The following is a 23,803-nucleotide window of genomic DNA, read 5'->3' on the forward strand; positions in this document are numbered from 1 at the left end:
TGGTTTCAGGTGGTTAGCCTGCTTTCTTGCGTCGTGTCGCGAACCGGAGACAGGGAGGGCTGGCCGTGAGGTGCCCCTTGCGGCAGTGGCGCAGGTCAGGGGGCTTTGTATAGTGCAGGGAAAAATAATCAATCATCAGGTTTGATAGGAGTACCCCATGAAAATGAAACCGTTTGGCATGAGCGCACTGGCGCTGCTGGGGGCGTTGCTGTTGGGCACAGGACAGGTGCAGGCATCCGAGACCCTCAATACCATTCTCGGCGGCGGAGCCGGCGGGGTGGCGGGCACCATGATCGGCAAGGAGCTGGGTGGCGACACCGGCGCCCTGGTGGGGGCCGCCCTGGGGGGCGCGGCCGGTGGTGCGGCCACGGCCAATAGGGGCAACAAGAACGAAGCTGCGCTCGGCGGCGCCGTTGGTGCCCTGGGCGGGGCTGCCATCGGCAAGAGCGTCGGTGGCAGCACGGGCCAGCTGATCGGCGCCGGTATCGGTGGTGCCGGTGGCTCCGCCATCGGAGCCAGGACCGGGGATGGTCACGAGAGCCGCGGCGATCGCTATTACGATGACAGGCGCTATCACAAGCACCACAAGAAACACAAAAAGCACCGCAAGCACAGATGGCATGACGACTGATGCCGCGGCAAGCTGACCGACAAAAAGGGGCCTTTGGCCCCTTTTTTTGATCCCGCTGCCGGCCCGTAAGGGGCGGCGAGCGGCCTCTTACACCAGCCGGTGCTGGCGCCTGCCAAGGGAGAAGGCGTTGATGTTGTCGATGAGCTGATCCGCGAGGCGCTGCATCGACTCTTCGCTGGCCCAGGCCACGTGGGGAGTCAGGATGAAATTGGGGTAACGCAGGGCCTGCATCAGGGGGTGATCCGGAGGCGGCGGCTCGACGCTCGCCACATCGAAACCGGCGCCCCCCAGACGGCCGTTGCCGAGGGCTTCTAGCAGCGCCTGCTCGTCCACCAGGCCGCCACGGCCCACGTTGATGAGCAGGGCGCCCGGTTTCATCAGGGCCAGCTCCCGCTCCCCGATGAGATGGCGGGTGTAGGGGGTGAGCGGGCAGTGCAGGCTGATCACATCCGAACTTTGCAGCAGGGCATCCAGGGGCAGCCTGTCGTCATCCCCCGGGGAGCCGACCTGGCTCTGGGCATAGTAAACCTCCATCCCGATGGCGCTGGCCCGCTGTCCCAGCGCCTGTCCCAGGGTTCCCTTGCCGATGATCCCGAGGCGCTTGCCATGCAGATCCGTGATGGGGTGGTCGAAGAAGCAGAACTGGCCGCTTTGCTGCCAGCGCCCCTCCAGCAGGGACTGGCGCCAGGCGAACAGGTTGCGCGACAGGGCGAGCATCAGGGCCATGGCGTGCTCGGGGACGGAAGGGCCCGAGTAGTTGCGGATATTGCACACGGCGACATTGGCGGCGCGGCACGCCTCCAGATCCAGGTTGTCGCTGCCGGTGGCGGCCAGGGCGATCAGGCGCAGTTCGGGCAGCTGGGCCAGTTCATCGGCCCCGATGCGCACCTTGTTGATGATGGCGATGCTGGCGCACTTGAGCCGCTCCACCACCTGATCCGGCGCCGTGGTCGGGTAGCTTTGCCAGTGATGGGGAAAATCGGGGCGGCGCAGATTGATGCCGGTGTCCAGGGTGTCGCTGTCGAGAAACACGATTTGCTGCATGAAGCCTCCTGCCATTGGTTCGGACATGATGCCAAACATGGAGGGCGGCTGACCAGCGCGGTGGCATCGGGCCAAGTCCGATGGGGAAGGCAAAGGCGGGGGCTGTGCCTCGGAGGGCCTCAGATCCAGCCCAGGTGCGTCAGCCAGCCCTGGATGCGGCCCGGCGTCTCCTCCAGATCCATCAGGGCATAGGGGCGGTAGTTGAGCTTGTGGCTGCGGCGGCTCTCGCTTCTGCGGGCTTCGGCCGCCAGCAGGGGCCAGCGTCCTCCCTCCTCCTGATAGAGATCCAGGGTAGGGATGCTGCCCTGGGCTATCTGCTTGGCGAGGGTCTGGTTGCTCAGCTGGTTGGGGAAGAAGCCGTCGAGCAGCACCAGGGCATCGGGGGCGGGCAACTGTTCGCTGGCGATGAGGTTGGCGGCCCAGGCGGCGCTGGTACCCTGGGCCAGCAGCAGCTTGAAGCCCCCCTCCTGCAGCTTGGCATCCCCCAGCTTGCTGATGCGGGAGGCAAACTGCTTGCGAAAATCGTCGATGACCTGCTGTTTCTTCTCGGCGGCGGGGTCGAGCTCGGTCTGCTGCGGCGAGGGGAGCAGCAGCAGGGTATCGAAACCGAGGCGCCCCAGCTCCCGGGTCAGTTGCCACAGCTGGCCGCTGCGCTGCCAGTCGGGCAGCAGGATGACCAGACCCACGTAGTTGTCGCTGTCGTGCTTGGCAAACAGTACCTGTTGTTTGTCCACCCTGGTGCTGTCGGGTATTCCCTGCCAGTCGCTGCTCTGCCAGTAGTCGGGGGGAACCAGGGGGGCTGGATCCGGGGCGGCGCCTGACGGTGCCTGCCCGGCGCCGTGGGCGGCAAAAGCAAGCAGGGTCAGCAGCAGATAGGGGCGAAATGTCATGGGGGATCCTCCAGCACTCCCTCATAGCGGCCTCGCCGGGGGTTTCTTTAGGGCAAGGGGGCGCATCGGCATCGGCGGTGGCGAAGAGGGTCTGACCGGCGGGCCGGACACGGGCCCGGGATTGTTCCAAATGGCAAAGCATTCCCGGTTTTGATTGTTCCATCCCGTGACCCATACATGGTTCAGTAAGGGCAGACAGACAGGGGGCCGGGGCATGTCGCCACTGGCCGCAGGCAGAGAATTCTCCCCCCTGTCTCGTCAGAACGAGAGATTCACCCTCACTTTCCATCGACAGGGAGCGTTATCGCCATGAGCACCTTGGTTCACTTGCCCATCCTCGACCTGAGGCAGCTGGATGCCTCGCCCGACGCCCGGGCCGATTTTCTGGCATCGTTGCGCGATGCCGCGAGAGAGACGGGATTTTTCTACCTGACCGGCCACGGCATCGATCCCGAGCTGCAGCAGGAGGTGCAGCAGCTGTCGCGGGCCTTCTTTGCGCTGCCTCTGGCGGCCAAGCAGCAGGTCGCCATGATCCACTCTCCCCATTTTCGTGGCTACAACCGACCGGGGGCGGAGCTGACCCGGGGTCAACCCGACTGGCGAGAGCAGTTTGATATCGGTGCCGATCGCCCTGCCTTGCCGCGCGCGGCGGGCGACCCGCCCTGGTGGCGGTTGCAGGGGCCGAATCAGTGGCCGGAGGCGCTGCCGACACTGCAACCCGTGCTGACGCGCTGGCGTGGGCAGATGACCCGGATGTCCCGTACCCTGCTCGGGGCTTTTGCCGAGGCGCTCGCACTGTCGCCAGATGCCTTCGATGCCCTGCACGGAGAGCGTCCCAACGAACATATCAAGCTGATCCGCTATCCCGGTGAGCGGGGCGCCACCCAGGGGGTCGGTCCCCACAAGGATTCGGGCTTCCTGAGCTTCCTGCTGCAGGATGACCAGCCCGGCCTGCAGGTGGAGGTGGTGCCGGATCACTGGATCGATGCGCTCCCGCTCCCCGGCACCTTCGTGGTCAACATCGGTGAGCTGCTGGAGCTCGCCAGCAACGGCTACCTGCGGGCGACCGTGCACCGGGTGGTGCCGTCGGCACCGGGGCAGGAGCGTCTCTCCATCGCCTTCTTCCTGGGGGCCCAGCTCGACGCCGTGGTGCCCGTCTATCCGCTGCCCGAGGCACTGGCCCGTGAAGCCAGGGGGCCTGCCACCGACCTGCACAATCCGCTGCTGCGGGAGGTGGGCTGGAACTACCTAAAGGGGCGGCTGCGTTCCCACCCTGATGTGGCATTGCGCCACCATGCCGATCTGTTGTCGGCGCCCCGGGCGCTGGCGGTCGGCGAAACCACCCATTGATTGCATGGCAAGGAGCACAAGATGAACAAGCACGGACTGTTTTCCCTGAGCGGCCTGGTATTGGCCCTCGGACTCTCTCTCTCCGCCCAGGCAGCCCAGGCGCTGCGGGTTGCCGCGGATCCACTGCCCCATGCGGATATCCTCGGCGAGGTGAAACGCCAGGACCCTTCGCTGGATCTGCAGGTGATCGAGCTCAGCGGCGGCATCAATGCCAATGCCCTGCTGGTGGCGGGTGATGTGGATGCCAACTACTTCCAGCACGTCCCTTACCTGCGGGATCAGGAGAAGGCGCTCGGCACCGAGCTGGTGGTGGCCGCGACCGTACACGTGGAGCCTCTTGGCATCTATTCGAAGAAGTTCAAGCATTTGAAGGAGGTACCGGAAAAGGCGGTGATAGCCCTGCCCAACAATGTTACCAACCTGAGCCGGGCCCTCTATCTGTTGCAGCACGAGGGGCTCATCACCCTTAAGGCCGGCCATGAAGATCCGGCGCGGGATCTGGCGACGGTGCACGACATCGCCACCAACCCCAAGGCGCTCAAGATCCTGGAGATCGAGGCGCCGCAGCTGCCGCGCTCCCTCGACGACGTGGATCTGGCGGTGATCAATGGCAACTATGCCTTGGAGGCGGGGTTGGAGCCTGCTCGCGATGCCCTGGGGCTGGAGAGCGCCCAGAACAATCCCTACGCCAACATCCTGGTGACCACCCCGGCGCTCAAGGATGATCCGCGGATCCGCCAGTTGGCGCGGGACCTGGAGTCCAGGGCGATCGCCGACTTCATTCGCAAGAGCTACAAGGGGTCGGTGATCCCGGTGGCCGGGCGGCAGTCATGATAGTGCTGGAGGGGCTCGGCAAGCAGTACCCGGGGCACGGGCAACCCGCTCTGGAGGGGGTGTCGCTCGAGATTCCGGATGGGGCCATCTACGGCATTCTCGGGCGCAGCGGCGCGGGCAAGAGCACGCTCATTCGTTGCCTCAATCTGCTGGAGCGGCCAAGCCGGGGCCGCATCCTGTTCGATGGCCGCGACATCACGGCCCTGGAGGGGGCGGCCTTGCGCCGCCACCGTCAGGGGACCGGCATGATTTTCCAGCACTTCAATCTGCTGCACGCCCGCAGCGTGGAGGAGAACGTGGCAGTCCCGCTGGAAATCGCCGGAGTGGCGCGCCGGGAGCGGGCTGCCCGGGTCAGCGAGCTGCTGGAACTGGTGGGGCTTGGCGAGCACCGTCGCGCCTTTCCCTCCCAGTTGTCGGGGGGACAGAAGCAACGAGTGGGCATCGCCCGCGCCCTGGCCGCCAATCCGCGCCACTTGCTCTGTGACGAGGCGACCAGTGCCCTGGATCCGGAGACCACGGAGTCGGTGCTGGCGCTGCTTGCCGACATCAACCGCCGCCTCGGGATCACCATAGTGCTCATCACCCACGAGCTGGAGGTGGTCAGGGCCATCTGCGATCACGCGGCATTGCTTGAACGGGGTCAGCTGGTGGAAAGCGGCGCTCTGGGCACCCTGCTGGCCAACCCCGACTCCCGCGTGCGGCAGGCCCTGTTGCCGGATCCCGAGATCCTGCGGCGTTTCATGGCGCGTCACGGAGTCACAGAGGAGGTGCGTTTATGCAGAGTCGCCTGAGTGTCGATGCCTTGCTCGAACTGATGTATCAGGGGTCGCTCGAAACGCTCTACATGGTGGGAGTGGCGGCCGTGTTCACCCTGTTGCTGGGGCTGCCGACCGGGGTGCTGCTGGTGGTGACCCGTCCCGGGGGCGTGCTGCCCTTGCCCCGTCTCAACATGGTGCTGGGGATCGGTATCAACATCGGGCGGTCGCTCCCCTTCGTGGTGCTCCTGATCGCCCTGATCCCCCTGACCCGGCTGGTGGTCGGCACCTCACTGGGCAGCACCGCCGCCATCGTCCCCATTACCCTGGGGGCCTTCCCCTTCTTTGCCCGGGTGGTGGAGAGCGCCCTTGATGAGGTGGACAAGGGGCGCGTCGAAGCCGTGCTCGCCATGGGGGGCAGCGGCTGGCACGTGGTCGTCAAGGCGCTGCTGCCCGAGGCCTTGCCGGCGCTGCTGGCCGGACTCACTCTGACGGTGGTGATGCTCATTGGCTTCTCCTCCATGGCGGGGGTGGTCGGTGGCGGCGGGCTCGGGGATCTGGCGATCCGCTACGGCTACCAGCGCTTTGACGACAAGGTGATGGCAGGGACAGTGGTCATGTTGCTGCTGCTGGTGCAACTGGTACAGGGGGTGGGGGACAGGCTGGTGCGGGCACTGGCCCATCGCCGCTAGGGGCACGGCTTCTCATCAGGTCGGCCGTGAGGTGCCAGCCAATAAAAAAGCGAGCCTTGGCTCGCTTTTTTTGCAATCACATCAAGGGGTCAACTTAGTTGACGCGACGCTTGAATTCACCGGTACGGGTGTCGATTTCGATCTTGTCACCGATCTCCACGAAGGCGGCAACGGCCAGCTCGTAGGAGGTGCCCTTCAGGCGGGCAGGCTTGGTCACTTTACCGGAGGTGTCGCCACGGGCGGCCGGCTCGGTGTACTCGACTTCACGCACGATGGTGGTCGGCAGCTCGACGGAGATGGCTTTCTCGTTGTAGAAAGTCACTTCGCAGAGGTCTTCCATGCCGTCTACCAGGTAGTTCAGGGCATCACCCAGGTTGTCTTTCTCGACGTCGTACTGGTTGTACTCGGTGTCCATGAAGACATACAGCGGGTCGGAGTAGTAGGAGTAGGTGCACTCTTTACGCTCCAGCTGAACGACTTCCAGCTTGTCGTCGGCCTTGAAGACGGTCTCGGTGGCGCTGCCGTTCAGCAGACCCTTCAGCTTCATCTTGACCACGGCGGAGTTACGGCCGGATTTGTTGAATTCAGCCTTCTGGACCACCATCGGCTCGGTGCCGATCATGACTACGTTACCAGCGCGGATTTCCTGTGCGGTTTTCATGTAAAAAATTCCTGTTCGTGAAACGGACGGATAAAAACTGCCAGATTATATACGGCTTTCTAAAAATTTCACCAACCTCGTGACGAGATCCCCGTCCGCCAGCAGCCTCTGTGGCCAGGTGCGCCCATGTTGCTGCCATATGGCCGCGTATTGCGGCCATTGTGCCCAGAGTTCACCGGTGTATTCCCCCCGGTTGAGGGCATGGTTGAAGCGGCGCAGCCACTGACCGGCCGACGCTGGCAAGGGGGAGAGGTAGTGGTCGAGAAAACCGTCCAGCTTGACCATGTGGGCATCCTCTTCCTGCTGGTAGATATGCCAGAGGAAGGGGCGCCCCGCCCACTGGGCCCGCACGAAGGAGTCCTCCCCGCGCACCAGGTTGAGATCGCAGCTCCACAGCAGGCGATCGTAGCCCCTCTGATCGGTCATCGGCAGCAGCTTGATGGTGAGGTTACCCGCCTGGAGCAGATCTCCGGCCCGTGCACCGGGAATGGCCTCTGCCAGCCCTGCGCCGATGAGCACGTCGTCGAGGGAGCGCCCCAGCGGCAGCAGCAGGGTGACGGGGGTGACGCTCTGGCGCCAGCCCTCGACTAGGCTCCTGAGCGCCTCGCTCTCGTAGGTAAAGAGGCTGACCCGTAGCTCGTCTTCTCGTTGGGGTGGCAGGCCGAGGCTGGCCCAGTAGGCGGTCAGTCCCGCTTCATCCTGCTGCCAGCGCTCGCGTTCGACGATGAGGCCGTGCTCGCACAGCAAGCCGCCCGTTTTCTGCGTGAAACCCGGGAAGAAGAAGTACTTGTCGAGGCGCTGGCTGCCGACCTGCTGGGGCGAGGCGAGGCCATGGCAATCCTCGACCCAGCTCTCGGCCGAGAGGTATTCGAGGTTGATCCAGCAGGGGGGCGTGGTCTGCTCGGCCATGCGTTCGATAAAGGGGGCGGGCAGCTCGCAGGCAAACGCCTCGATGACCACCCTGGCCGGGGTCATGTCGGCGGGGAGGCGCTCGTGCCAGTGCTGGACATAGATGCCATCGACCCACTGACCGTCCTGTGCGGGGTCGAGCGCCGGGCAGATGCGGGCGAAGCTAGCCAGATCGTCCACCCAGAGCCGCACCTGCACCTCACTCTTCTGCGCCGGGAGCGCGCCTTCCTGTTTGAGCTGGCGGGCGAGTCGCCAGGTGACGCCGATGTCACCGAAGTTGTCGACGACGCAGCAGAAGATGTCCCAGTCGAAGGGGGGGAGAGGGCTTGTCATGGCGCGGGATCCCAGATGCAAAAAAACCGGTGCGCAGGGTAGCACACCGGTTGGTCGGCTTCTAACCGTCAGCGCGTGACGGGGTCTGTGGCAGGTTACTCCTTGCCGTAGACGTTGTTCTCCTGCTCGCGCACCCGGATGAAGGTGGTGCGTTTGGTGAGCTCTTTCAGCTGGCTGGCCCCCACATAGGTGCAGGTGGATCGCACCCCGCCCAGGATGTCGCGCACCGTGTTCTCCACCGGGCCACGGTAGGGCAGCAGCACGGTTTTGCCTTCGGAGGCGCGATACTCGGCGACGCCGCCGGCGTGCTTGTCCATGGCGCTGGCCGAGCTCATGCCGTAGAACTTCATGAAGGGCTCGCCATCGACCTCGATGATTTCACCGCCGCACTCTTCGTGAGCGGCCAGCATGCCCCCCAGCATCACGAAGTCGGCGCCGCCGCCGAAGGCCTTGGCCACATCCCCCGGGCAGGTGCAGCCGCCGTCACCGACGATCTGGCCACCCAGGCCGTGGGCCGCATCGGCACACTCGATGATGGCGGAGAGCTGCGGGTAGCCGACCCCGGTCTTGACCCGGGTGGTGCAGACCGAGCCCGGGCCTATGCCCACCTTGACGATGTCGGCGCCGGAGAGGATCAGCTCCTCCACCATCTCGCCGGTCACCACGTTGCCCGCCAGGATGACGTGGTTCGGGCAGGCCTCGCGGATCTTGCGCAGAAACTCGACGAAGTGCTGGGAGTAGCCGTTGGCCACGTCCACGCAGATGAAGCGCAGGGCGCTGGACATCGCGAGGATCTGGCGGGTCTTGGTGAAGTCCTCCTCCGAAGTGCCGGTGGAGACCATTACGTGGCCCAGCAGGGCCGGGTCGGTCTCATTGACGAAGGTTTGCCACTGCGCAAGGCTGTAGTGCTTGTGCACCGCCGTCATCATCTCGAAGCTGGCCAGGGTACGCGCCATGGCGAAGCTGCCGACGGTATCCATGTTGGCGGCGATGACGGGCACGCCCTGCCATTGGGTCTGGGTGTGCTTGAAGGTGAACTGGCGGGTCAGGCTGACTTGGGAACGGCTCTTGAGAGTAGAGCGCTTGGGGCGAAACAGGACATCCTTGAAACCGAGCTTCAAGTCTTCTTCGATACGCATTGCGAATTCCTTATTGAGCCTTGTGTGAGAGCTCACTTTGCAGTGGCAACTTTTCGGCAGGCGCAAAAAAACCGGTGGTTTTCAGGCCCTCCGGTTTACAGCAGTGTAGGCAAAAATCCCGTCAGAACAAGACTGATAATTCACGCACCGCTGTGGTAGCCTTTGGCGTCACAACCTGAGGATGGCCGCCAGCGTCATCCAGCACCCTGTTCTCCCCTCGTTTTCTTGCTGCATTCCCCACTCACGCGCCGTGCCCGGCATGGATTGTCGCCTGTTGGCACCGCGTCCAGAGCCCGCTCCCCTGCACGCCAGAATCCGGTTGACCCGGCAGTTGGCTGTGATACATCTGGGCGCAAGACTGACAAGGCGAGAGAGCAAGATGGGCAAGAGAATGGTGGCGGCGGCCATGATGTGGGCGCTGTGCGGCAGCGCGATGGCGGCCCAGACCAGCTATGGCTGGATCGAGAAGGGGGTGCTGATGCCCTACGGGGTGGCGGTCAAGATGAAGCTCGATACCGGTGCTCTCACTTCGTCGCTGGATGCCCGCGACCTGAAGCATTTCAAGAAGGATGGCAAGCCCTGGGTGCGCTTCAACCTGGTGCTGACCGATGCCAATACCGACAAGGTGGTGCACCGGAGCGTGGAGCGACCTGTGGAGCGCAGCGTGACGGTGCGCGGGGCGGGCGGCATGGAGCAGCGCCCGACGGTGACCATGTCCGTCTGCGTCGGGGACCAGGTCTACAAGGAGTGGTTCACCCTGCGGGATCGCAGCAAGATGATCTACCCGGTGCTGCTGGGGCGCCGTCTGCTGGCGGAGCTGGGACCGGTGGATTCGAGCCGGACCTTCACGGTACAGCCCACCTGCGACTAGGGTGGTGCAGCCATGAAAAACGGGGGCCTGGCCCCCGTTTTTCATGGCGTGCGCAAAGGCTGACCCCTCATGCCTGGCGCGAGGCGGGCAGCAGCACGCTCACTTCGAGTCCCCCTTCAGGCCGGTTGTGGATGTCGAGATCCGCTCCGTGAAGTTGGGCGATGCGCGAGACGATAGCCATGCCAAGGCCCACGCCATCCCCCTGCTGGGGATTGACCCGGAAGAAGCGCTCGCACAGCCGGGAGAGGGCGGCGGTGGGGATGCCGGGGCCGTTGTCCCGCACATCCACCCGGATCCGGTTGCCCACCTGGCTCACCACCACGGCGACCTCGCCGCCCACCTGGGTGTAGCGCAGCGCATTGTCGATGAGGTTGCCGAACATCAGCTCCAGCAACATCGCCTGTCCCATTACCTGCACCTGTTCGGCGCCCTCCAGGGACAGCTGCTGATCCTTTTTCAGGGCGATGGGGGCCAGGGTCGCCAGGGTGCCCTGCAACAAGGGGAACAAGGGAAGGGCGGTGAGGGCCGGGCTCTGTTGGTTGTCGATGCGGGCCTGGGTCAGCAACTGGCGGATCAGCCGATCGCTGCGATCGAGGGCCAAGAGCATCTTGCGCAGGGCCTGCTCCCGGCTCTGATCATCCTCGGCCGTCATGGCGTTCTCGCTGTGGATGCGCAGCACCGCGAGGGGGGTGCGCAGCTCGTGGGCGGCCTCGTTGGTGAACTGTTTCTCCCGATCCAGGGTGTCAGCGAGGGCGTGCATCAGCCGGTTGATCTCCCCCACCAGCGGCGTCAGTTCCTCGGCCTTGATGGCGAGATTGAGGGGGCTCAGGTTGGCGGGATGACGCTCGCCGATGGCTTGCGCCAGTTGGTGCAGCGGTGACAGCCCCCGGGTGATCAGCCACCACAGCAGACCGAGCAGGAAGGGCAGGGTGATGAAGAGGGGTAGCATGGTGAGGGTGGCCATCTTGCTGGCCAGCTCGCTGCGTTCGTCATCCCGCTCCGCCACGATGAGCCAGGTCTGTTCACCTTCGTTGTAGAGGGTAAAGGTGCGCCACTCGTGATGATCCTTGGTCTCGCTGTTGAAGCCCCGCTCCAGGGTGGTCAACGGTTGGGCCGGGGCATTGGGCGAGCGCAGCAGCACGGCGCCCTGCTCGCTCAGCAACTGGAAGTAGAGGTTGTGCTCGAATTCATGGCCATAGGGGGTGAACTCGTTGTCCTGGCCGAACTGGAAGAAGCCGCCCTTCTCGATGTGGGGCGTCTCGGGGACGGCCTGCACCCACTCCTGGTACACGGTGCCGTTGCGCGGCAGCTCGCCGCTCTGCTTGAGATAGCGGCTGAGCAACTGGTTGGTGATGCGGGCGGACTGGGCGAGACGGGCATCAAACAGCTCTTCCATTTCGTGGTTGGCCTGCAGGTAGCCGATAAGGCCGCTGATGGCGAGGCTGAGGCTGACCAAGGCCAGGATGCCGGAGAGCAGGAAGCGGCGGATGGAACGGACACGGCTCATGGGGCGGAGGCTCCTCTTGCGCCCTGGACGTCGAGCTGGGGCACGATGTAACCGACGCCGCGAATGTTGCGGATGAGCTCGGGGAAGAATTTCTTGCGCAGGTGGTGAATGTGCACCTCCACCGCGTTGCTCTCTGCCCCCTCGTCCCAGCCGTAGAGGCTCTGTTGCAGTTGATCCCGGCTCAATACCCGGCCGCTCTGGGTGATGAGCTCCTGCAACAGCTTGTACTCGTGGGGGGTGAGCTTGACCGGCTCGCCCCGATAGGTGACCTGTTGTGACGCGGGGAAGAGCTGCAGCTCCCCGTACTCCAGCACCGCCTGGGCCTGCCCCTTGCTGCGCCGCACCAGGGCGCGCAGCCGGGCGTTGAGCTCCTGCAGGGCGAAGGGTTTGACCATGTAGTCGTCGGAGCCTGCATCCAGCCCCAGTACCCGGTCGTCCAGGGCATCACGGGCGGTCAGGATGAGCACGGGCAGGGTCAGCCCCTCCCGGCGCAACTTGCGCAGCAGGCTGATGCCGTCGATGTCCGGCAGGTTGAGATCCAGGACAAGGGCGGCAAACTCCTCGCTCTTGAGCGCCGAGAGGGCCGGCATCCCCTGCTGGAGCCAGTCCACCGTGTAGCCGCTGCTGCGCAGGGCATCCACCATGCCGTCTCCCAGCATCACATCATCTTCCACCAACAGGATCCGCATTGTTCTCTCCCTCAAACGACACTGCCCACCAGTATGCAAGCTGGTGGGCAGAGTTGAAATAGCGCACTGTGCTGCTTGTGTTTACAGCTTGGCGAGACGCTCGCGAATTTCCATTCTGCGGCCCTCGTCCGCCACCTCGCGGCCAGGGCGCGCCGGGGCGGCCAGGGCCTTGTCCAGATAGACCTTCGCCTGTGCCTTGTCACCCTGATCCAGCAGGAAGTCGCCGTAGAAGAAGTTGGGGTCGATGCCGGTGGGATTGATGGCCAGCGCCTGCTTGAGCAGCTTCTCCGCCTTCTCGTCGTCTCCAAAGCCCACCGGCCAGCCCGGTACCTGGTAGTAGAGGGAGCCCAGGCTGGTGTAGGCCGAGCCTTCCAGCGCCTTGGGATCCTGCTTGATGGCGATCTCGAGCTTGGCCTTGGCCTCCTTCACCAGACCAAGGGCGCCGAGGCCGCCCTTGGCCCCCGCCCAGGTGCTCTTGACGATGGCGGACCAGATCAGCAGATCGGTGCGAAATGCCTCCTTGGCGCTCGCCTCATCGGCCTTGGCACTCAGGCTCTCCAGGCAGCTCTCCTTGGCTTTTCCGGTCTGCTGGTACTGGCAGTGGGCCCACTCCTGCTGAATGGTGGGCAGGGCATCGGCGGCCTGGGCCAGACCGCTTGCCAGCAGGCCTCCCAGGGCGAGCAACAGGGGGCCGTGACCAAATCGGGGACGGAAAGTGGTGTGCTTCATCTCAATGTTCCTTCTCGTTTGTCGCACAGGCGGGATCGCTCCTGTGATCGGGGGCTGGGGAGGCGGTGCGGCGGGCGTGGCGCTCGATGATCGGGCGCTGCTTGGCCAGGGCCATGTCCACCAAGGCGGGCAGCAGGCCGTTGAGCCGCACAAAGAGCTTTTCCGGCCAGCCGAGCCAGCGGCGGCGTGTCTCGTTGCACAGGGCGATGACGGCCTCCTCGGCCACGTCCTGTGGGCTGTCGGTCCGGGTGCCGAGCTCGGCATTCATGGCATAGGCTGCCTCGGAGTTGAGGTGGGTGCGGGTGGCGCGGGGGGCAAAGTGCAGCACCTTGATGCCGGTTCCCTCCAGCTCCCTCCCCAGAGACTCGCTGAAGCCGCGCATGGCGAACTTGCTGGCGCAATAGACGCTGTAGCCGGCAAAACCGATGGCCCCGAGGCTGGAGCCGATGTTCATGATGATGGCGGGCTTGCGCAGCCGGGGCAGCAGGGCCCGGGTGAGCTGGATGGGCGCCTCGACGTTGAGCAGCAACTGGCGTGTCACCTGCTCGCTGCTCTGATCCTCCAGCCAGGCGAACTGGTTGCAGCCCGCACTGTTGATGAGCACGTCCAGCCCCTCGTCCAGGGCCGGATGTTGCAGCAGCTGCGCCCGCTCATGGGGAGAGCCAAGATCGGCCGTCACCGTCTGGTGGCGATCCGGATGAGGCAGCTCCCGGCGCAGGCGCTCCAGGGCGCTGGCCCGACGACCGTGCAGCAGCAGATGGGCACCCTGGGCCGCCAGTTCATGGGCCAGGGCTTCACCAATGCCGCCACTGGCGCCAGTCAGCAGTATGCGTTTGCCTTCAAGCTTCATTGGCAGGATCCCGTGAGCTGATAGAGCATGTCGCCATAGAGGCGGTAGACCACCTTGGCGGCGTGAATGATGGCGGCCTGATCGGCGGCATCTTCCACCCGGTTCATCAGGGATTCGAAGAACTTGAGGTGCTCCTGGTCCAGGGCCCCGTGGGAGCTCAGGTAGCTCATGGCCTGGGGCGGCAGACCCAGACCGCTCTTGAGCTGGTCGGCGACGGTCAGGGCGATGGCGACGCTGGTGCCTTCCAGCACCTGCACCATGCCGAAGAAGCCCATGGGGTTGCCGCGCTGGATCTGGTCGTAGAGGAAGGCCACCATCAGCTCGATGGGCAGGCCCGGCTGGCCGTGGCGCACCGCCTCGGCATCACCGCCGCAGGCACGGATGTCGCTTAAGATCCACTCCTGATGGCCGTACTCCTCGTCGATGTACTCCCTGATGGCGCCACGCACCCATTCGTACTCCTGCCCCAGCTTGCCGCCGGTGGCCATCAGGAGCGGCACCGTGTGGCGCACGTGGTAGTAGGCCTGTGCCAGGAAGGCGAGGTAGGTGTCACGGCTGATGTCGCCGCGGCGGCAGGCCTCGATGATGGGGGCGTTGAACAGGCGTTCGCGCTCGCAGGCGGTGGCTTGTTGCAGGGTCTGGTAGAAGCTCATGAGGTCTCTCCTGTGAGGCATTGGCTGATCTGCCGGGAAAAATGGTGATAAATCTCGTTGCGACGGGGGCGCCCGTTGGCCGTCAGGAGGCCAGGGAGCTGATCCAGGGCGACCGGCAACCAATGATGGATGCGGGCGTAATCGGGCAACTGCTGGTTGAGCCGGGCAATCTGCTCTGGCAATTGGGACTGGCTGCCCGGCAGCGGCTGGATAAGGGCCACGTTGGCGGGCTGACCGTCACCGAAGATGACGATGCGGGCGATGGCCGGGCAGAGCTGGGCCTGGGCTTCCACCCACTCCGGGGAGAAGTTGCGGCCAAAGGCGGTGATCTGCACGTTCTTCTTGCGCCCCGTGATATGGAGATAGCCCTCCTCGTCGATCCGACCCAGATCCCCTGTGGCGATCTGGCTGCCCGTCTCGCCCTCTTCCCCCAGGTAGCCCAGCATGGCGCTGCCGCTGACCATGACTTCGCCGTCTGCGGCGATCGTCACCTGGCAGTGGGGCAGAGGCAGGCCGACGCTGCCGGGACGATCCCCGTGGGGGCCGTTCAGGGCGACCACGGAGCCGCATTCGGAGAGACCGTATCCCTCATAGACCGGCAGCCCCGCCGCACGGGCGTGAGCGATGAGTTCGGGGGCGACCTTGCCGCCGCCCACGGCGACGAAGCGCAGGGTGCCGAGCTGTGTTGCCAGGGCAGGGGTATTGAGGCACAGGGCCAGAAGCAGGCGCAGCAACTCGGGTACCAGCACCAGGCTGTGGCTGGGCCAGCGCAGCAGTGCCAGGGCCAGGGCCGCAGGATCCAGCTTGCTGGAGCCCGAGAAGCCGAGTTCCCCCAGGGAGGGGATGCGGCTGCAGGCGCCGGTCAGCAGCGGTACATACAAGCCGGTCAGGTTCTCCAGCAAGGTGGTGAGGGGCAGCAGGGTCAGGTGTTTCTCAACCCGGGCAGGGGCCACCCGCAGGGCAAGGGATCCGCAGACCGCCGTCATCTGTTCCAGCGACAGGCAGACGCCCTTGGGTTGCCCCGTGGTGCCCGAGGTATAGGTGATCTTGGCGGTGCCTGCTGGCAGCTCGGGGAGGCGGGCCGGGATGCGGCGCCACAGGGGCACGGCCTGCTCATCGGGCCTGCCTGCCATGAGCACGAGGGGCGAGGCGGCTTGCCACCCCTGGTGCTCCGGGCCGACCAGGGCGTCTGCTCCGCTGCTTTCCAGCAGCCACGTCTGCTGCGCCGGACTGAAGAAGTGGGGAACCGGGATGACCACGATGCCGGCCCAGGTGCAGGCGAGATCGATCAGTGCCCAGGGCAGGCCGTTGTCGAGTTGCAGGGCCAGGCGGCGGATGCCGGCCCCTTGCAGCACTCCTGCCAGTTGCTGGATCTGCTGCCACAGGCTCTGGTAATCCAGCTCACCCTGGCTGCCTAGCAGCGCAGGCTGGTGCGGGGTCTGGCTGGCATGGTGGGCGATGGTGTCGAACAGCGTCATTGCGCGCACCTCCTGTCGATGTCGGCATGGTTAAAAAGGCGGGGCATGGGCCCCAGCAGGTTGAGCAGCAGGCTGCTCTGTGCGAGCACCTCGCGCCCCTGGTTGATGTCGCCTGCCATCACCTTGGGCTGGCAGCGGTAGTATTCGCCCCAGGCGCTGGCATCCTCTCCCACCTGATGGGCCTCTGCGAGTGCCAGCTCCACCGGGTTGAGACGCAGGCGGGTAAAGCTGTTGCGCAGCTTGGCGGTGCCGGTGAACACCACGTAGTCCAGGGCGTTGTCACACAGCAGACGGCACAGCGCGGCAAACATCAGGCGGGCGTGACCCGGTTCGCTGCAGGCAAGATTGCCCACTTCGATGATGCGGTGGCGGGCCGGACGGACCCCGAGACGGGTCTCGATGGCGGCCTCGACAGGCTGCTCCAGATATTGCTCCAGATAGAGCGGTTGCTCGTGCTCGCCATGGCAGGCCTGATTGAGGCCGCAGGCACCGACCAGCACGCCATCTGCCCGGTAGAGCCCGAGCAGGCAAGGCAGGAAATGGGGAATGCGGGCGTTGAACTCGAGGGTGTAGGCGGCCTGGATATAGGTTTGCAGCGCCATGACCTGCTGCGGGGATTCGGCCAGGATCAACCGGTAGGGGGCTTGGATCTCGATGGTCATGGTTGGCTCCTTCTCTTGCGATGGGATGAGAGTAAAAGGGCAAACTTAAGAAACCCTTAAGGCGCAAAAAAAGACGAAAAAAACTGGCGGGGGGTGAACGGGGGTCGATGGGGGCTCCAGACAAAACAGTTGCCAGCAGCGGGCGTGGCAGGCAATCTGCCCCGCTGTCGCCACCCGAGGAGCTGCCATGTCATCCCCTGTTCACTGTCCCCTGTGTCTCTCCCCTCGGCACCATGCCCTGCCGGTGGCGGGCAAGGGCTATTACCGCTGCCTGGCGTGCGAGCTGGTCTGGATGGACGAGGCGGACCACCTGGACGAGGGAGCCGAGAAGGCGGTCTATGACGGGCACGACAACCGGGTGGACGATCCCCGCTACCGGGCCTTTCTGATGCGTGCCTTTGGCGAGGTGCTGGCCCGGGTGTCGCCTCCTGCCAGCGGCCTCGATTTTGGCTGCGGCCCCGGGCCCGCCCTCATCGCCATGGGGCGGGAGGCGGGCTTCGAGATGGCGGGCTACGACAAGTTCTATGCCGACGACCCCGAGTGCCTGACAAGGCAATACGACTTCATCACCAGCACCGAGGTGATCGAGCACATCGCCACCCCCCGCGCCGTGCTGGACACGCTCTGGGGCTGTCTCAAGCCCGGCGGGGTACTGGTGTTGCAGACCCAGCGGGTGCTGGGGGACGAGCGCTTCAAGACCTGGCGCTATCGCCACGATCCCACCCACATCGTCTTCTTCGCCGAGGCCTCGTTCCGTGCCCTGGCGGTCCGCTGGCAGGCAGAGGTCGAGTTTCCTCATGCGGATGTGGCGGTGTTCACCAAACCCTGAGCCGGGCGTTTTCATTTGGCCATGAGTTGGGCATGCTGGTGGCCTGATACCCAGGAACGGATGCCCCTATCTCCATGTCGATCCCCCACCTCTCATTGCAAGACTCTCGCCACCTGCAACTGGCGGCCCAGGGGCTGCTGACCCCGCGCCGCGCCAGAGCAACCCCCGCCGACCTGCTCGCCTGCATTCGCCGCATGGCGTTGCTGCAGATAGACACCATCTCCGTGGTGGCCCGCAGCCCCTATCTGGTGCTGTTCAGCCGTCTCGGCCACTACGATCCGCGCTGGCTGGAACAACTGCTGGCCGATGGTGACCTCTTCGAATACTGGGCTCATGAGGCCTGTTTCGTCCCCCGGGAAGATTACCGGCTGCTGCGCCATCGCATGCTGGATCCCGCCGCCATGGGCTGGAAGTTCTCCGCCCAGTGGCTCAAGACCCACGGCGGCGAGATAGCGCAGATAGTCGAGCGCATACGCCAGGATGGCCCGGTGCGGGCGGCAGACTTCGAGCGCAAGGGGGACAAGGGCAACGGCTGGTGGGACTGGAAGCCGGAGAAGCGCCACCTGGAGGTGCTGTTTACCGCAGGCCAGCTGATGGTGCGCGAACGGCGCAATTTCCAGCGGGTCTACGATCTCGCCGAGCGGGTCATGCCGGAGTGGAATGACGAGCGGGATCTGCCGAGTCCTGATCTCGCCCGGCGGGACATGGTGCGAGCCAGTTGCCGGGCGCTGGGGCTGGTCAAGACCGGCTGGGTGGCGGATTACTATCGCCTTAAACGGGGGAAATACGACGCCCTGCTCCACCAGCTGGCGGATGAGGGGGAGCTGTTGCCGGTACGAGTGGAGGGGTGGCAGCACGGAGCCTTCGTTCACGCCTCCCTGGCCGATGAGCTGGTCCGGGCCCAGGCGGGCACCCTCAAGGCGAGCCACACCGCCGTGCTCTCGCCCTTTGACCCGCTGGTGTGGGATCGCAAGCGGGCCAGCGAGTTGTTTGGCTTTGACTATCGCATCGAGTGCTATACCCCGGCCCCCAAGCGCCAGTACGGTTATTTCGTGCTGCCGTTGCTGCATCGCGGCAAGCTGGTGGGCAGGATGGACGCCAAGGCCCATCGCAAGGAGGGGGTGTTTGAGGTCAAGAGCCTCTATCTGGAAGACGGGGTCAGGGTGACCCGGACCCTGGCCCAGGATCTGGGCAAGGCCATCCAGAAGCTGGCGCAGTGGCACCAGACCCCGCTGCTGCGTTATGGCAACGTTCCTGCTCCCTTGTTGGCTCAATGGCAGGAGGTGGCACGCTGAGGAAGGACGCCTACCCTCGCATCAAGCCGGGCAGCACCAGCGCAACGGCCGCGGTGATGCGCGCGCGGATGTCGCTGCCCGGCGCCAGCAAGCCGAGCGCCATCTGGCGCAGCGGCTCCGCCATGGTCATCGCCAGCAACAGATCGCTGGTCTGGGCAGCGTCCAGCTCGCGCAGCCAGCCCAGTTGCTGCTGGCGCTGTAGCCAGCTGGCCAGGGTCGCCCTGCCGCGGGCAATACCGTTCTCCTGATAGGCCACCAACAGGGCATCCCGCCCCGTGAACTCATGCTGCAGCAGCCGGAACATGCCCACCGCCGGTGCGCTCAGCACCTGATCTGCAATCGCCTGCAAGCCCTGCTCCAGCATCTCTCCCAGTGTCTCGGGGTGGGTTGCATCCTGCTCGAAGGCCGGCTGGAAGGCATCGGTCCAGCTGCGCACCGCCTGCGCTACCAGCTCGTCGCGATTGGCGGCGAAGCGGTAGAGGGTCTTCTTGGCAACCCCCGCCTCTTTGGCCACCGCATCCACGGTCGCAGCGCCGTAGCCTCCCTTGAGCAACAAAGTCAGCGTCGCCTCGGCGAGGGCGGCGCGAAGGTCGGCTTCCGGGGTGACCGGACGGCCTCGTGAGCGTGTTTCTTCATCGTTCGGGTGCGACATATGGGCTCCTGGAAAGCATTGACAGACCCAGTATACAGGCATAGCGTAATTTAAGAAACGAACTTCGTTTCCTAAATTTATGGGAGTCATATCATGCATCTTTCTGCCCTGTTTGCCCCCTGGGGCGTCAATGACATCAACGAGTTGCTCAGCCCGCAACCCCTTCGCCTGGAAATGGGTCTGACCCGCAGCACCGACGGCCTGCTGACGGTCGCCATCCGCACCGATCTGCACGGCTGCAAGGGGCGCATGCTGGATTGGTGGTTCACCTTCTTCGAGACGACTCAGCACATCAGGTGGTGGCACCCCCACGACCACGTCGAGCACCGGGGCTGGGATCATCACTGGAAAAAAGGGGAGCGCTATGTGGGAGCCAGCATAGAGGCGGTGGAGTGGCTTGCCGAGCTGCCGCCGGTGGCAGCTCGCCTCAAGTTCCACGGCGCCGAAGAGGTGTTCGCCCCGCAATCGCTACAGGAGGCGCGGGAGACGCAGGCTCTCTCTGCCGCCATCTGCGCCCGTATCGGCTTTGGCGACGAGGTGGCGCTGGATGAGCAGGGGGCGCCGCTGGATGGCGAGATGTTGCACCTGGCGCGCGATACCCCATACGGCTGTGTGCTGCGCAGCCGTTTTCTGCTGGGCAAGGCCTGCGCCAATCCGTTTGACGAGGTGCCGGATGAGGTAGGCTTCAACCTGATGCGCCACTGCTACAGCGAGTTCAGCTATCTGGCGCAGTTTCTGCCGTCGCTCTACTACGCGGAAAACGGTCGTGAACCGGCGCCGACGCTCTGGTGATGGGGCTGATAGTTGGCATTGAACGTTGCTGGGAGCAGGGAGCATGCCGGCTATCGGGCTGTGGCGTGAGCCGCCGAGGGGCCATAAAAAAACCGGGCACTGGGCCCGGTTTGTCATGCAGTCAGGATGTGCTTACTGGAGCACCAGTACCATCAGCAGGCCGACGGTGATGGCGGACACCAGGAAGGCGAAGCCATAGAACACATAGTGGTGCAGCTTGGTGGTGTGGATCCCCAGATCATGCAGGCCGTGGTAGATGCGGTGCATGCCGTGCCAGACGGGCAGGGCGATAATGACCAGCAGGATGCAGGCACCCCACCAGGAGCTGGCGAATGCCAGCACGCGCTCGTAGCTCATGGTCTCCACGTCCATGATGCCCATGGGCACCAGCAGACCAGTGATGAGGACAATGACCGGCAGCAGCATGGCAACCACCATGCCACCCGCACCAAACAGACCCCAGTAAATTGGCTCGTCAGAACGTCTCATATTTTTTCCTCAAATCATGATTGAGTGATCGTGGCCAACGTTTCTGAGTGAGAGCCCGGTACCAAACAGACACCAATAACCGGGTTCGTCAGAACGTCTCATGGTTTTCTCCTCAGGCCACGATGATCAGGACAAGCAGGGATACCGCCGCCAGCGCCACATACTGGGCGATGACGATCGGCTTCTCCGGCACCAGGTCTTCGCCACGGAAGATGCGCATGGCTTTCGGTGCCAGGGCGAACCAGGTCTTGGCGTGGAACAGGCAGGCTGCCAGGGCGATGACGTGGAACAGGATGGCAATGGGGCTTTGCAGGGATTCCAGCCAGCCGTTGAATGCCTCCTGACCCTGTACCAGGCGCAGCAGACCCCACATCAGCACGACGGCGTAGATGGAGACGAAGATGCTGGTGCCTTCGCGGATCATGTAACCGGTGTAGAAGGCATTCTTCAGCCACCAGTCTTTCTTCATCTCGCGCACGTAAGGCTTACGTTTGCTTTGGGTGTTGTTCATGGTCTCACTCCTGGTCTCAGTCCGGCTTGAACATGGCGATCATGTAGTCCTTGGCGCTCTCGACCTTGCCAAGCTGGATGGCGGCGGCCGGATCCACGCCCTTCGGGCACACTTCGGAGCAGTAGCCCACGAAGGTACAGCCCCAGACGCCCTCGTCCTGGCTGATGATCTTCATCCGCTCCCTGGACGCGCTGTCGCGGTTGTCGGCGTTGTAGCGATAGGCCAGCGCCAGGGCCGCCGGACCGGTGAACTTCTTGTTGATGCCATATTGCGGGCAGGCCGCGTAGCACAGACCGCAGTTGATGCACATGGAGAACTGGTGATACTTCGCCATGTCAGCCGGCGTCTGGGTGTACTCGCCATCGCACAGGCTGCGCGGCTCAGACGGGATGATGTAGGGCTTGATGCTCTCCAGCTTCTCGATGAAGTCGGACATGTCGACCACCAGATCGCGCTCGATGGGGAAGTTGTTGAGCGGCTCGATAGTCATCTTGCCCGGCAGGTAATCCCGCAGGAAGGTCTTGCAACCGAGTTTCGGAATGCCGTTGACCATCATGCCGCAGGAGCCGCAGATCGCCATCCGGCAGGACCAGCGGAAGCTCAAGGTGGAGTCCAGATGATCCTTGATGTATTGCAGCGCATCCAGCAGGGACATCTCTTTGAGGTAGGGCACCTGGAAGGTCTGCATCCAGGGCTCGTTATCCTGCTCGGGACGGTAGCGCAGGATTTCAATTTCGATCATCTCAGCCATTCTTCTTAGCCTCGTCTTGTTTCTCACCCTCGGAACCGTATACGCGTTTCGCCGGTTGGGATTTAGTGATCTTCACATCGGAGTAATCGATGGTCGGGGCCCCTTCACCGTTGTAGAAGGAGAGAGTGTGCTTGAGGAAGTTGACGTCATCGCGCTCCTCGTAACCGTCCAGACGCTGGTGGGAACCGCGGGACTCTTTGCGGTTGATGGCGGAGTGCGCCATGGCTTCCGCCACGTCCAGCATGTAGCCCAGCTCGATGGCGTACAGCAGGTCGGTGTTGAAGACCGAGGACTTGTCGTTGATCTTGATCTTCTTGTAACGGGCTTTCAGCTCGTTGATCTTGTCGATGGTGCCCTGCATCAGCTCTTCGGTACGGTAGATACCGACACCGGCTTCCATGGACATGCCCAGTTCGTTGCGGATATCCGCCGGGTTTTCGGTGCCGTCGATGTCCAGCAGGGAGAGGTGCTGCTTGATGAGCGCCTCGGCCTTGGCGACCAGCGCCTGGGTGTTGCCGTGTTGCTGAGTGGCGGCAAACTCGGCTGCCTGCTCACCGGCCACCTTGCCGAAGACCACGATCTCGGACAGGGAGTTGGAACCCAGACGGTTGGCGCCGTGCAGACCGACGGAGGCACATTCGCCAGCGGCATAGAGACCGGCCAGACGAGTGGCGCACTTGCCGTCGGTTTCGATGCCACCCATGGTGTAGTGGGCGGTCGGACGTACCGGAATCGGCTCTTTTACCGGATCCACACCCACGTAGGCCTTGGCCAGTTCGCAGATGAAGGGCAGACGCTCTTTCAGGTACTTCTCGCCAAGATGGCGCAGGTCAAGGTGAACCACGTCGCCCATGGGGCCCTGGATCACGCGGCCTTTTTGCTGCTCCTGCCAGAAGGCCTGGGAGAGACGGTCGCGCGGACCCAGCTCCATGTGCTTGTTCTTTGGCTGGCCGACCGGGGTTTCCGGGCCCAGACCGTAATCTTGCAGGTAGCGATAGCCATCCTTGTTCAGCAGGATGCCACCCTCACCACGACAACCTTCGGTCATCAGGATGCCGGTGCCCGGCAGACCGGTCGGGTGATACTGGACGAACTCCATGTCCCGCAGCGGTACGCCGTGGCGGTAGGCCAGGGCCATGCCGTCACCGGTGACGATGCCACCGTTGGTGTTGTAGCGATAGACACGACCTGCGCCGCCGGTGGCCAGCACCACGGACTTGGCCTGGATGAAGCGGGTGATGCCGTTCTGGATGTCAAAGGTGACGACACCCTGGACACGGCCATCTTCCACGATGAGATCCAGACAGAAGTGCTCGTCGAAGCGCTTGATGGTCGGGTACTTGATGGAGGTCTGGAACAGGGTGTGCAGGATGTGGAAGCCGGACTTGTCGGCGGCGAACCAGGTGCGGGGGATCTTCATCCCGCCGAAACGGCGCACGTTGGCCTTGCCGTCCGGTTTGCGGCTCCAGGGGCAACCCCAGTGCTCCAGCTGGATCATCTCGTTGGTGGCGTTGTTGACGAAGTACTCGACTACGTCCTGCTCACACAACCAGTCACCACCGGAGACGGTGTCGTTGAAGTGGTTTTCCAGGGAGTCGTCATCACGGACGACGCCTGCGGCGCCACCTTCGGCGGCCACTGTGTGGCTGCGCATCGGATAGACCTTGGAAATCAGGGCGATTTCCAGCTCCGGGTGGGCTTCTGCAATGGCGATTGCGGCACGCAGGCCACCGCCACCGGCACCGATGATGGCAACATCGGTCTTGATAATATCCACATCTGCCTCCTTAGGGATAGATTTGCTGGG

26 protein-coding genes are annotated in these 23,803 nt (G+C 64.2%); 9 read left to right on the forward strand and 17 right to left on the reverse strand.

Features of this window, described 5'->3' with window-relative positions:
- Positions 1–157: 157 nt before the first annotated feature.
- Positions 158–631 (forward strand): YMGG-like glycine zipper-containing protein, encoded by a 474-nt coding sequence (locus J9893_RS03735; protein ID WP_039041096.1) that lies wholly within the window; start codon positions 158–160, stop codon positions 629–631.
- A gap of 87 nt (positions 632–718) precedes the next feature.
- Here the strand turns inward: J9893_RS03735 and J9893_RS03740 are convergent, their stop codons facing one another.
- Entirely contained in the window at positions 719–1,675 is a 957-nt protein-coding gene (locus tag J9893_RS03740; RefSeq protein ID WP_039041095.1) for a D-2-hydroxyacid dehydrogenase, read from the reverse strand.
- Positions 1,676–1,794: 119 nt separating this feature from the next.
- Positions 1,795–2,565 carry a DUF3530 family protein gene (locus tag J9893_RS03745; protein ID WP_039041094.1) on the reverse strand — a complete coding sequence of 257 codons (771 nt, stop codon included), beginning with the start codon at positions 2,563–2,565 and terminating at the stop codon, positions 1,795–1,797.
- Between the two features lie 309 nt (positions 2,566–2,874).
- Here J9893_RS03745 and J9893_RS03750 point away from each other — a divergent pair, with 309 nt between their 5' ends.
- From J9893_RS03750 to J9893_RS03765, 4 genes are read left to right on the forward strand one after another with little or no spacing between them, the layout of a single operon-like run.
- On the forward strand, positions 2,875–3,915 hold the full coding sequence (locus tag J9893_RS03750; protein ID WP_210600885.1) for an isopenicillin N synthase family oxygenase: 1,041 nt from the start codon (positions 2,875–2,877) through the stop codon (positions 3,913–3,915).
- A 21-nt stretch (positions 3,916–3,936) separates the two neighbouring features.
- Complete coding sequence (locus tag J9893_RS03755; protein WP_143237191.1) at positions 3,937–4,749, forward strand: MetQ/NlpA family ABC transporter substrate-binding protein; 813 nt, start codon at positions 3,937–3,939, stop codon at positions 4,747–4,749.
- A complete protein-coding gene (locus J9893_RS03760; RefSeq protein ID WP_010673786.1) occupies positions 4,746–5,540 on the forward strand; it encodes an ATP-binding cassette domain-containing protein in 795 nt (264 codons plus the stop codon). The genes J9893_RS03755 and J9893_RS03760 overlap by 4 nt, the downstream gene beginning before the upstream one ends.
- On the forward strand, positions 5,525–6,196 hold the full coding sequence (locus J9893_RS03765) for a methionine ABC transporter permease (RefSeq protein ID WP_010673787.1): 672 nt from the start codon (positions 5,525–5,527) through the stop codon (positions 6,194–6,196). Before J9893_RS03760 ends, J9893_RS03765 begins: the two co-directional genes overlap by 16 nt.
- A 94-nt stretch (positions 6,197–6,290) precedes the next feature.
- On the opposite strand, the gene efp is transcribed toward J9893_RS03765, so the two are convergent.
- From efp to J9893_RS03780, 3 genes are all read right to left on the reverse strand, one after another.
- The gene (gene efp, locus J9893_RS03770) at positions 6,291–6,857 is read right to left on the reverse strand and encodes an elongation factor P (protein ID WP_010673788.1); all 567 of its coding nucleotides are present in this window, start codon (positions 6,855–6,857) and stop codon (positions 6,291–6,293) included.
- Between the two features lie 45 nt (positions 6,858–6,902).
- Positions 6,903–8,099, reverse strand: a complete 1,197-nt coding sequence (gene earP / locus J9893_RS03775; protein ID WP_210600886.1) for an elongation factor P maturation arginine rhamnosyltransferase EarP — start codon at positions 8,097–8,099, stop codon at positions 6,903–6,905.
- A gap of 95 nt (positions 8,100–8,194) precedes the next feature.
- The gene (locus J9893_RS03780) at positions 8,195–9,238 is read right to left on the reverse strand and encodes a GMP reductase (protein WP_210600887.1); all 1,044 of its coding nucleotides are present in this window, start codon (positions 9,236–9,238) and stop codon (positions 8,195–8,197) included.
- A 391-nt stretch (positions 9,239–9,629) separates the two neighbouring features.
- On the opposite strand from J9893_RS03780, the gene J9893_RS03785 reads away from it, so the two are divergent.
- Positions 9,630–10,109, forward strand: coding sequence for an ATP-dependent zinc protease (locus J9893_RS03785; protein ID WP_223919489.1), 480 nt, complete (start codon positions 9,630–9,632; stop codon positions 10,107–10,109).
- 67 nt (positions 10,110–10,176) lie between these two features.
- Here J9893_RS03785 and J9893_RS03790 read toward each other — a convergent pair whose 3' ends face one another.
- The 7 genes from J9893_RS03790 to J9893_RS03820 form a co-directional block, all read right to left on the reverse strand.
- Complete coding sequence (locus tag J9893_RS03790) at positions 10,177–11,616, reverse strand: ATP-binding protein (protein WP_045525604.1); 1,440 nt, start codon at positions 11,614–11,616, stop codon at positions 10,177–10,179.
- Positions 11,613–12,305 carry a response regulator gene (locus J9893_RS03795; RefSeq protein ID WP_201894349.1) on the reverse strand — a complete coding sequence of 231 codons (693 nt, stop codon included), beginning with the start codon at positions 12,303–12,305 and terminating at the stop codon, positions 11,613–11,615. Before J9893_RS03795 ends, J9893_RS03790 begins: the two co-directional genes overlap by 4 nt.
- A gap of 81 nt (positions 12,306–12,386) precedes the next feature.
- The gene (locus J9893_RS03800; RefSeq protein WP_113068846.1) at positions 12,387–13,034 is read right to left on the reverse strand and encodes a tetratricopeptide repeat protein; all 648 of its coding nucleotides are present in this window, start codon (positions 13,032–13,034) and stop codon (positions 12,387–12,389) included.
- A 1-nt stretch (position 13,035) separates the two neighbouring features.
- Entirely contained in the window at positions 13,036–13,884 is an 849-nt protein-coding gene (locus J9893_RS03805; RefSeq protein WP_039039562.1) for an SDR family oxidoreductase, read from the reverse strand.
- Positions 13,881–14,537: an iron-containing redox enzyme family protein gene (locus tag J9893_RS03810; protein WP_201889881.1), complete on the reverse strand. Its 657-nt coding sequence runs from the start codon at positions 14,535–14,537 to the stop codon at positions 13,881–13,883. The genes J9893_RS03805 and J9893_RS03810 overlap by 4 nt, the downstream gene beginning before the upstream one ends.
- Positions 14,534–16,015, reverse strand: a complete 1,482-nt coding sequence (locus J9893_RS03815; RefSeq protein WP_210600888.1) for an AMP-binding protein — start codon at positions 16,013–16,015, stop codon at positions 14,534–14,536. The genes J9893_RS03810 and J9893_RS03815 overlap by 4 nt, the downstream gene beginning before the upstream one ends.
- Positions 16,012–16,677, reverse strand: a complete 666-nt coding sequence (locus tag J9893_RS03820) for a thermostable hemolysin (RefSeq protein WP_041215639.1) — start codon at positions 16,675–16,677, stop codon at positions 16,012–16,014. The genes J9893_RS03815 and J9893_RS03820 overlap by 4 nt, the downstream gene beginning before the upstream one ends.
- A 187-nt stretch (positions 16,678–16,864) precedes the next feature.
- On the opposite strand from J9893_RS03820, the gene J9893_RS03825 reads away from it, so the two are divergent.
- Entirely contained in the window at positions 16,865–17,506 is a 642-nt protein-coding gene (locus J9893_RS03825; RefSeq protein ID WP_043153164.1) for a class I SAM-dependent methyltransferase, read from the forward strand.
- 74 nt (positions 17,507–17,580) lie between these two features.
- A complete protein-coding gene (locus J9893_RS03830; protein WP_210600889.1) occupies positions 17,581–18,801 on the forward strand; it encodes a winged helix-turn-helix domain-containing protein in 1,221 nt (406 codons plus the stop codon).
- Positions 18,802–18,811: 10 nt separating this feature from the next.
- Here the strand turns inward: J9893_RS03830 and J9893_RS03835 are convergent, their stop codons facing one another.
- Positions 18,812–19,453 (reverse strand): TetR/AcrR family transcriptional regulator, encoded by a 642-nt coding sequence (locus J9893_RS03835; RefSeq protein ID WP_210600890.1) that lies wholly within the window; start codon positions 19,451–19,453, stop codon positions 18,812–18,814.
- Between the two features lie 93 nt (positions 19,454–19,546).
- Between J9893_RS03835 and J9893_RS03840 the strand changes: the two genes are divergently transcribed.
- Positions 19,547–20,245, forward strand: coding sequence for a hydrolase (locus J9893_RS03840; RefSeq protein ID WP_210600891.1), 699 nt, complete (start codon positions 19,547–19,549; stop codon positions 20,243–20,245).
- 132 nt (positions 20,246–20,377) lie between these two features.
- On the opposite strand, the gene frdD is transcribed toward J9893_RS03840, so the two are convergent.
- From frdD to frdA, 4 genes are all read right to left on the reverse strand, one after another.
- On the reverse strand, positions 20,378–20,734 hold the full coding sequence (gene frdD, locus J9893_RS03845) for a fumarate reductase subunit FrdD (protein ID WP_010673803.1): 357 nt from the start codon (positions 20,732–20,734) through the stop codon (positions 20,378–20,380).
- Between the two features lie 112 nt (positions 20,735–20,846).
- Positions 20,847–21,245 carry a fumarate reductase gene (locus J9893_RS03850; protein WP_049636550.1) on the reverse strand — a complete coding sequence of 133 codons (399 nt, stop codon included), beginning with the start codon at positions 21,243–21,245 and terminating at the stop codon, positions 20,847–20,849.
- A gap of 16 nt (positions 21,246–21,261) precedes the next feature.
- Positions 21,262–21,996 (reverse strand): succinate dehydrogenase/fumarate reductase iron-sulfur subunit, encoded by a 735-nt coding sequence (locus J9893_RS03855; protein WP_042065016.1) that lies wholly within the window; start codon positions 21,994–21,996, stop codon positions 21,262–21,264.
- Positions 21,989–23,773, reverse strand: a complete 1,785-nt coding sequence (gene frdA / locus J9893_RS03860; protein ID WP_010673806.1) for a fumarate reductase (quinol) flavoprotein subunit — start codon at positions 23,771–23,773, stop codon at positions 21,989–21,991. Before frdA ends, J9893_RS03855 begins: the two co-directional genes overlap by 8 nt.
- Between the last annotated feature and the right edge of the window lie 30 nt (positions 23,774–23,803).

This window comes from Aeromonas sp. MaB10011B, assembly GCF_017939325.1.
Taxonomy (GTDB): Bacteria; Pseudomonadota; Gammaproteobacteria; order Enterobacterales; family Aeromonadaceae; genus Aeromonas; species Aeromonas caviae.

Bases quoted from the DNA above. Each gene is read 5' to 3' on its own strand.
- frdD (WP_010673803.1), bottom strand. From the start codon at position 20,734: ATGAGACGTTCTGACGAGCCAATTTACTGGGGTCTGTTTGGTGCGGGT.
- J9893_RS03810 (WP_201889881.1), bottom strand. From the start codon at position 14,537: ATGAGCTTCTACCAGACCCTGCAACAAGCCACCGCCTGCGAGCGCGAA.
- J9893_RS03840 (WP_210600891.1), top strand. From the start codon at position 19,547: ATGCATCTTTCTGCCCTGTTTGCCCCCTGGGGCGTCAATGACATCAAC.
- J9893_RS03780 (WP_210600887.1), bottom strand. From the start codon at position 9,238: ATGCGTATCGAAGAAGACTTGAAGCTCGGTTTCAAGGATGTCCTGTTT.
- J9893_RS03735 (WP_039041096.1), top strand. From the start codon at position 158: ATGAAAATGAAACCGTTTGGCATGAGCGCACTGGCGCTGCTGGGGGCG.
- J9893_RS03805 (WP_039039562.1), bottom strand. From the start codon at position 13,884: ATGAAGCTTGAAGGCAAACGCATACTGCTGACTGGCGCCAGTGGCGGC.
- J9893_RS03820 (WP_041215639.1), bottom strand. From the start codon at position 16,677: ATGACCATCGAGATCCAAGCCCCCTACCGGTTGATCCTGGCCGAATCC.
- J9893_RS03750 (WP_210600885.1), top strand. From the start codon at position 2,875: ATGAGCACCTTGGTTCACTTGCCCATCCTCGACCTGAGGCAGCTGGAT.
- J9893_RS03855 (WP_042065016.1), bottom strand. From the start codon at position 21,996: ATGGCTGAGATGATCGAAATTGAAATCCTGCGCTACCGTCCCGAGCAG.
- J9893_RS03850 (WP_049636550.1), bottom strand. From the start codon at position 21,245: ATGAACAACACCCAAAGCAAACGTAAGCCTTACGTGCGCGAGATGAAG.
- J9893_RS03760 (WP_010673786.1), top strand. From the start codon at position 4,746: ATGATAGTGCTGGAGGGGCTCGGCAAGCAGTACCCGGGGCACGGGCAA.
- J9893_RS03825 (WP_043153164.1), top strand. From the start codon at position 16,865: ATGTCATCCCCTGTTCACTGTCCCCTGTGTCTCTCCCCTCGGCACCAT.
- J9893_RS03835 (WP_210600890.1), bottom strand. From the start codon at position 19,453: ATGTCGCACCCGAACGATGAAGAAACACGCTCACGAGGCCGTCCGGTC.
- J9893_RS03815 (WP_210600888.1), bottom strand. From the start codon at position 16,015: ATGACGCTGTTCGACACCATCGCCCACCATGCCAGCCAGACCCCGCAC.
- J9893_RS03795 (WP_201894349.1), bottom strand. From the start codon at position 12,305: ATGCGGATCCTGTTGGTGGAAGATGATGTGATGCTGGGAGACGGCATG.
- J9893_RS03745 (WP_039041094.1), bottom strand. From the start codon at position 2,565: ATGACATTTCGCCCCTATCTGCTGCTGACCCTGCTTGCTTTTGCCGCC.
- J9893_RS03765 (WP_010673787.1), top strand. From the start codon at position 5,525: ATGCAGAGTCGCCTGAGTGTCGATGCCTTGCTCGAACTGATGTATCAG.
- J9893_RS03830 (WP_210600889.1), top strand. From the start codon at position 17,581: ATGTCGATCCCCCACCTCTCATTGCAAGACTCTCGCCACCTGCAACTG.
- J9893_RS03740 (WP_039041095.1), bottom strand. From the start codon at position 1,675: ATGCAGCAAATCGTGTTTCTCGACAGCGACACCCTGGACACCGGCATC.
- J9893_RS03755 (WP_143237191.1), top strand. From the start codon at position 3,937: ATGAACAAGCACGGACTGTTTTCCCTGAGCGGCCTGGTATTGGCCCTC.
- efp (WP_010673788.1), bottom strand. From the start codon at position 6,857: ATGAAAACCGCACAGGAAATCCGCGCTGGTAACGTAGTCATGATCGGC.
- J9893_RS03785 (WP_223919489.1), top strand. From the start codon at position 9,630: ATGGTGGCGGCGGCCATGATGTGGGCGCTGTGCGGCAGCGCGATGGCG.
- J9893_RS03800 (WP_113068846.1), bottom strand. From the start codon at position 13,034: ATGAAGCACACCACTTTCCGTCCCCGATTTGGTCACGGCCCCCTGTTG.
- earP (WP_210600886.1), bottom strand. From the start codon at position 8,099: ATGACAAGCCCTCTCCCCCCCTTCGACTGGGACATCTTCTGCTGCGTC.
- J9893_RS03790 (WP_045525604.1), bottom strand. From the start codon at position 11,616: ATGAGCCGTGTCCGTTCCATCCGCCGCTTCCTGCTCTCCGGCATCCTG.